We start from the raw sequence: 6058 nt of genomic DNA on the forward strand, positions 1-6058 counted from the left end.
GACGGTGATCTCGCACACTTTCATCGGCGTCGGCGATTTCGAAAGGGCCTTCCGCTTCTACGAGGCCGTATTCGGGGAAGTCGGGCTGGTCCCGCGCTTTCGCGAGGACGAACGGCCGTGGGCGGGTTGGGTCAGGCCTGGTGTTCCGCGCCCGATCTTCCTGATCGGCCGGCCCTTCGACGGGCAGGCTCCGACGCCCGGTAATGGTCCGATGATCGCCCTTTTGGCCGCCGACCGGACCGCCGTGGCGCGAGCCTGGCAAGCAGCCCTTAACCATGGTGGTACGGACGAGGGTGCGCCTGGACTACGGCCCGAGTATCATGACCACTATTACGGCGCCTATTTCCGCGATCCCGACGGCAACAAGCTTTGCGTGTGTTGCCATGATGCGTTCGCGGAGCAATAAGCCTCCCATTCGCTCAAGGATCCCCGATGCTCCGTCTGTGCACGCTCTTTGCCCCGCTCGCCATGCTGGGCGCCTGCTCCACCACGCCGCCGAAGGTGGAGTCGGTGACACGGTCGCTGGAGCGGCCCATCGTGGCTTGCCGCACGCAGCAGCATGTCGGCGCGCTGCATGCCTCCGGGGAGCAATTCCAGCGCGAGTTCGACAACCACATGGCGGATGGACGCTGCCGCCGCTTCACGGCGGGGCAGAAGGTGCGCGACCGCACCAGGACCAGCTTCGTCGATCCGGGCAACGGCGTACGCTACTATATCTACCAGGGCGGCTGAAGGCATGGCGCCTGCGCCGGGCGGGCAGGGAGCAGGTGACCTCGCAGACCGTGTCGCGGGCCTCTATGAGGCCCATGCCGGCGCTTGGGACGAACTGCGGCGCCGGCATTTCCTAGAGGCGACCTGGTTCGATCAGTTCCTGGCGCTTCTGCCGGCCGGGCAGGCATCGATCCTCGATATCGGCTGCGGAGCCGGTGAACCGATCGCCCGCCATTGCGTCGAACGAGGGCATCGGGTGACCGGCGTGGATGCCGCTCCCTCCCTGGTCGGGCTCTGCAAGGCGCGCTTTCCAGGTCATGACTGGCTGGTCGGGGACATGCGAACCCTGGAACTCGGGCGGACCTTCGACGGCATCATCGCCTGGAACAGCTTCTTCCATCTCCCGCCGGCAGACCAGCGAAGCATGTTCGCGACCTTCCGTCGGCATGCGAGACATCATTCGGTGCTGATCTTCACCAGCGGCAGCGAGCATGGCGAGGCAATCGGCTCCTTCCAGGGCGAGCCGCTCTACCACGGCAGCCTGGATCCGCAGGAATACCGCCGGCTGCTGGAAACCGACGGCTTTGATATCGTCTCGCATGTGGTGGAAGATCCCGATTGCGGAGGGGCGACGATTTGGGTCGCCCGGCTTGCCTGAAGTGGTGCTTGCCTTTCGCGGTAGCGCTCCCGGACAGTCGCCGCAGCTCTGATGCGAGGCCAAGAGGGTGAGCAAAAGCGATATCTCCACGGGCGATCTGGCCTTGGGCCGGACGATCCGTTCGTGGCCGGGCATCGGCAGCGCGGCGGAGGTCGTGCAGCACGCCTCGCTGCTGTGTCGCAGGCTCGCTTCCGATGGGCCCGGCCTGGTACTTGTCGAAAGTGGACGCAAAATCATCCGGAGCGAAGGTGTCGAACTGACGGCCTCCGCCGGCCAGATCGTGCTGGTGCCCGATGGCTGCGACTTCGACGTGATCAACCAGCCGGCCGCCGACGGCCCCTATCGCGCCGTCGCCCTGAATTTCGCACCGGCTCTCTTTCAGGACCTGCGGGTCGCCAATCTCCCGCCCCTGCGCCGGATCGAGGTCCTTGTTGGTCCATCGCCGGCGTTCCGGCACGCTTGCGATGTTGCGGCGCGGGCTATCGCGGAGCGGGAGACTTTGCCCGAAGCGGTGGCCGCGGCGCGTGTCCGCGAGATACTGCTCTGGCTGGATGGGTTCGGGTATCGTTTCGAACTGCGTGGCAGCAACGATCTTGTGGCGCGCCTGCGCCGGAAGCTGGTGGCCGAGCCGGCCCGTTTATGGCGTGCGGCTGCGGTTGCCGCGTCCATCGGCATGAGCGAGCCGAGCCTGCGGCGGCATCTCGCCGAGTGCGGCACCAGCTTCACCGACCTGCTCATCGATGTCCGCATGACGGCTGCGCTCTACCTGCTGCAGTCGACGGACCAGCCGGTTACGCGGATCGCTCTCGAGGTCGGCTATGACTCAGCGTCACGATTTTCCGTACGATTTCGCAATCGCTTTGGTTTCGCACCCAGCGAGATCAGGGGGCATCATCGCGACTTTGATCGAAACGGCACGAAATTCGAGCTGGATGGCGCTGCCGTGATGCTAACGGGATGACAGGATCGCTTCCTTGAACGAAGGAAGTTCAACCATGAAATACATCCTGTCTGGCGCCGTGGCGCTGGGATTGACCGCAACCCAGCCTGTCGCAGCTTTTGAATTGACCAGCGCCGATATCAGCGAGGGAGCGACCCTCGCCAAGGCGCAGGTGTCCAACGTCTTCGGCTGTTCGGGCGGAAACGTCTCGCCCGCCTTGAGCTGGAAGGACCCGCCCGAGGGCACCAGGAGCTATGCGGTGACGCTCTACGATCCCGATGCACCGACGGGCTCGGGTTGGTGGCACTGGATCGTATACGACATCCCGGCCTCCGCGACATCGCTGCCATCCGGGGCAGGGGACGGCAAGGCGCTGCCATCGGGGACGGTCCAGGGGCGCAACGATGCGGGCATGCCCGCCTTCATGGGAGCCTGCCCACCGCCAGGCCCCGCCCATCGCTATGTCCTGACGATCACCGCGCTGAAGGTGCCCAGGCTCGACCTGCCTGCCGATGCCAGCGGCGCGATGATCGGCTTCACGATCCGCGCCAATGCCCTGGCCTCGGCCACGATTACCGCGACCTACGGACAGTAGGGGCGGGATCTATGCCGAGGCTGCCGCCTCGGCCAACTCTGCCATTGCGCGGGTTGCTGATCGAAGCCGGTCATCGCCCATATAGCGGGACAGCTCCGCTTTTGCCGATTTCCATAAGGGAAAGGCGTCTGCCATGAGGCGATGCCCGGAACGGGTCAAGTTCAACCGCTTACCTGCACGGCCACGTCCACCTTCAGCGCTGATCAGACCTCGCGCCTCCAGGTTCCGTACGTTTCGGCTCAGCGTTGTTGCATCGACGCCAGCACTGACTGCCAGGTCAATGAGGGTCGAGCCCTCGGCCGCTCCAACCCCGACCAAGAGGCTGAATTGTTCGGCCGTCAGCCCGAGCGGCTTGAAGCAGGCGTTGTAATAACGCGTGACTGCACGCGCCGTCGCACGAGCCTGAAAGCCCGGGCATTCGATGGCGACGCCCCTCAGAAATTCTGGATCAATCCCGCTCACGTCTGCACCCTCGACAACCTGGCGTAATCATAATAGTGTATATACATTATTTGGAGATGTGTGATGGCCGCGTATGTGCATGTCAATCTGCGGGTGACGGACCCAGCCAAGCAGGCCGCGCTTGCTCCTCGCTTTGAGACAGCGTTGCGAGAGGCTGGCGGGCGGATTCTGCACTTCGGCGTCGTTGCGCAGGTTCTTGAGGGCGACGAGCAGCCTCTGCCAATGGCTGGCGTATTCGAGTTTCCAACCCTGGCCCAGGCGCTAGCCTTCTACAATTCCGAGAGATATGCGCCGATCAAGGCCGAGCGTCGGGAGGCTCAGCAAGCGAGGATGTTTGTCGTCGAAGCCGACTGAAGCTTCCGCGCGTCCCACCTTCGGTTTGATGCGCCAGCGAGGAAGCTATCCCTTGTTCGCCACCGCCACGCCGAGCGCTGCTATAGCGAGGCCGGCGATCTGGATGGGGGTGAGCCCCTCGCCAAACATGCCCCAGGCCATCAGGGCAGAGACGCCGGGCACCAAATAGAGCAGGGCGGCGACCTGGGCCACCGCGCCGCGCTTGATCAGCACCATCAGCAGCAGGATGGCACCGATCGACATGCCAAAGATGGACCAGGCAAGGCCCGTCCAGGCGGCGGCGGAGGCCCAGTCGAACTGGCCGCTTTCGGTGAGGAGGCCGCCGATGAGGATCGGCACCATCGCGCCGGCATATTGCACGGCTGTGTTGGTGGCGAGGTCGGCGCCGCGCCCGCGCCGCTTCTGCCAGATGGTGCCGAGCGTGATCGCCATCATGCCCGCCAGGCAGACCAGGAGAGGCACAAGCGGGATGCCGCCATCCCCGGTCGCGCCGAGCTTGGGGATGAGGGTCAGTCCGGCGCCGGCCGCGCCGATGACGATGCCGAGCGCCCGCCGGCGCGAGACCTCCTCCCCGAGCAGTGGCTTGGAGAGGAGACCGGTGAGCAGGGGCTGCAGGCCGGCGATGAGCGCCGATATGCCCGAGGGCAGGCCATGCGAAACGGCCCAGAATACGCCGCCGAGATAGAGGCCGTGGATCAGCAGGCCGGCCACGAGCGCATCCAGCCAGGCCCGGCCGCTCTGGGGCCAGGAGGCGCCGCTCCAAAGCGCATAGAGCCCGAGCAGAACGCCGGCCGCCACGAAGCGCAGGCCGAGAAAGGTCAGCGGCTCGGCATGAGGGGCCACCAGCCGCGCCGTGATGAATCCCGTCGACCACAAAGGCACGAACAGGGCCGCCAGCACGGAGGACGGCAGGGCGGGACGGTGAACGGCGGAATCGGCGCTGGACATGGGAGCTCAAAAGCGTTTTCCAGAAAAGTTGACAGACTTTTCGATCAAGAAAACGCGCCAAAATAAAAACGTAGAGAAGAAGTGCGATTCGGAGAAATCGCTCTTTGCTCAAAAAACAAAAGCCGCCGTCCGGTTGCCCGAACGGCGGCTTTCAAACATCAGACCTTCAGGCCGCCTTCTTCTTGGCTGGGAGAAGCTTGCGGTTGATCAGCACCTCGGCAATCTGGATGGCGTTGAGCGCGGCGCCCTTGCGCAGATTGTCGGAGACAACCCACATGTCCAGGCCGTTCTCCACCGTGATGTCCTCGCGGATGCGGGAGATATAGGTGGCATCCTCGCCCGAGGCCTCGTAGGGCGTGATGTAGCCGCCGGGCTCGCGCTTGTCGATCACCAGGCACCCCGGCGCCGAACGCAGGATGTCGCGGGCTTCGTCGGCCGTCACCGGCTTCTCGAACTCGATGTTCACCGCTTCCGAATGGGAGATGAACACCGGCACGCGCACGCAGGTCGCGGTCAGCTTGATCTTGGGGTCGAGGATCTTCTTGGTCTCGGCCACCATCTTCCATTCTTCCTTCGTATACCCGTCCTCCATGAAGACATCGATGTGCGGGATTACGTTGAAAGCGATGCGCTTGGGAAACTTCTTCGGCTCGACCGCATCGTTGACATAGATGGCCTTGGTCTGGGCGAAGAGCTCGTCGAGGCCTTCCTTGCCCGCGCCGGAGACCGACTGGTAGGTGGCGACGACGACCCGCTTGATGCCGAAGCGCTCATGCAGCGGCTTCAGCGCCACCACGAGCTGGGCGGTGGAGCAGTTCGGGTTGGCGATGATGTTCTTCTTCGAGAAGCCGGCGACCGCATCGGCGTTCACTTCCGGAACGATCAGCGGCACGTCGGCGTCGTAGCGCCAGGCCGAGGAATTGTCGATGACGACGCAACCCTGAGCGCCGATCTTCGGCGACCATTCCTTGGATACGTCACCGCCGGCCGACATCAGCGCGATGTCGGTGTCGGAGAAGTCATAAGTGGCCAAGTCCCGCGTTTTCAGCGTTTTGTCGCCATACGAAACTTCCGTGCCCAGGCTGCGGCGCGAAGCCAGAGCAACCACTTCATCGGCGGGGAATGCCCGCTCGGCCAGAATGTTCAGCATCTCGCGGCCCACATTGCCTGTGGCGCCCACGACGGCGACCTTGTAACCCACTGTCTTAAGTCCTTCTCCGTGAATTGTCGGATGTACAACCGGTTCCCATATGGGGACGGCGCGCTGGAATATCATTGTGCGCCGCCGCATGCAATTGAACGTTTAATGTTCCGGTTTCGTGGTTCGCAGCAAGATTGCGCCGAATACGGCCGAAAGGATGGAGCCCAGCAGCACGCCGATCTTGGTCTC

9 protein-coding genes are annotated in these 6058 nt (G+C 64.0%); 6 read left to right on the plus strand and 3 right to left on the minus strand.

Features of this window, described 5'->3' with window-relative positions; translation table 11 throughout:
- Positions 1–4: 4 nt before the first annotated feature.
- The 5 genes from U1R88_RS33855 (at position 5) to U1R88_RS33875 (ending at position 2904) form a co-directional block, all read left to right on the plus strand.
- Complete coding sequence (locus U1R88_RS33855) at positions 5–406, plus strand: VOC family protein (protein ID WP_322435273.1); 402 nt, start codon at positions 5–7, stop codon at positions 404–406.
- Between the two features lie 26 nt (positions 407–432).
- Positions 433–732, plus strand: coding sequence for a hypothetical protein (locus U1R88_RS33860; RefSeq protein ID WP_322435274.1), 300 nt, complete (start codon positions 433–435; stop codon positions 730–732).
- Positions 733–736: 4 nt separating this feature from the next.
- Positions 737–1369: a class I SAM-dependent DNA methyltransferase gene (locus tag U1R88_RS33865; RefSeq protein ID WP_322435275.1), complete on the plus strand. Its 633-nt coding sequence runs from the start codon at positions 737–739 to the stop codon at positions 1367–1369.
- A gap of 67 nt (positions 1370–1436) precedes the next feature.
- A complete protein-coding gene (locus tag U1R88_RS33870; RefSeq protein ID WP_322435276.1) occupies positions 1437–2330 on the plus strand; it encodes a helix-turn-helix transcriptional regulator in 894 nt (297 codons plus the stop codon).
- 34 nt (positions 2331–2364) lie between these two features.
- Positions 2365–2904 carry a YbhB/YbcL family Raf kinase inhibitor-like protein gene (locus tag U1R88_RS33875; protein WP_322435277.1) on the plus strand — a complete coding sequence of 180 codons (540 nt, stop codon included), beginning with the start codon at positions 2365–2367 and terminating at the stop codon, positions 2902–2904.
- 9 nt (positions 2905–2913) lie between these two features.
- Here U1R88_RS33875 and U1R88_RS33880 read toward each other — a convergent pair whose 3' ends face one another.
- Positions 2914–3366 carry a MarR family winged helix-turn-helix transcriptional regulator gene (locus U1R88_RS33880; protein WP_322435278.1) on the minus strand — a complete coding sequence of 151 codons (453 nt, stop codon included), beginning with the start codon at positions 3364–3366 and terminating at the stop codon, positions 2914–2916.
- A gap of 63 nt (positions 3367–3429) precedes the next feature.
- Here U1R88_RS33880 and U1R88_RS33885 point away from each other — a divergent pair, with 63 nt between their 5' ends.
- Positions 3430–3720: a DUF1330 domain-containing protein gene (locus U1R88_RS33885; protein WP_322435279.1), complete on the plus strand. Its 291-nt coding sequence runs from the start codon at positions 3430–3432 to the stop codon at positions 3718–3720.
- 45 nt (positions 3721–3765) lie between these two features.
- Here the strand turns inward: U1R88_RS33885 and U1R88_RS33890 are convergent, their stop codons facing one another.
- Both U1R88_RS33890 and U1R88_RS33895 read right to left on the minus strand, forming a co-directional pair.
- Complete coding sequence (locus U1R88_RS33890; RefSeq protein WP_322435280.1) at positions 3766–4668, minus strand: DMT family transporter; 903 nt, start codon at positions 4666–4668, stop codon at positions 3766–3768.
- Positions 4669–4834: 166 nt separating this feature from the next.
- Positions 4835–5869, minus strand: a complete 1035-nt coding sequence (locus U1R88_RS33895; RefSeq protein WP_322435281.1) for an aspartate-semialdehyde dehydrogenase — start codon at positions 5867–5869, stop codon at positions 4835–4837.
- Positions 5870–6058: the final 189 nt, after the last annotated feature.

Origin of the sequence: Labrys sedimenti (genome assembly GCF_034424805.1) — a bacterium.
Lineage (GTDB): Bacteria > Pseudomonadota > Alphaproteobacteria > Rhizobiales > Labraceae > Labrys > Labrys sedimenti.

Excerpts from the sequence above, each read along its gene's own strand:
- U1R88_RS33860 (WP_322435274.1), top strand. The coding sequence starts at position 433 with ATGCTCCGTCTGTGCACGCTCTTTGCCCCGCTCGCCATGCTGGGCGCC.
- U1R88_RS33865 (WP_322435275.1), top strand. The coding sequence starts at position 737 with ATGGCGCCTGCGCCGGGCGGGCAGGGAGCAGGTGACCTCGCAGACCGT.
- U1R88_RS33875 (WP_322435277.1), top strand. The coding sequence starts at position 2,365 with ATGAAATACATCCTGTCTGGCGCCGTGGCGCTGGGATTGACCGCAACC.
- U1R88_RS33885 (WP_322435279.1), top strand. The coding sequence starts at position 3,430 with ATGGCCGCGTATGTGCATGTCAATCTGCGGGTGACGGACCCAGCCAAG.
- U1R88_RS33890 (WP_322435280.1), bottom strand. The coding sequence starts at position 4,668 with ATGTCCAGCGCCGATTCCGCCGTTCACCGTCCCGCCCTGCCGTCCTCC.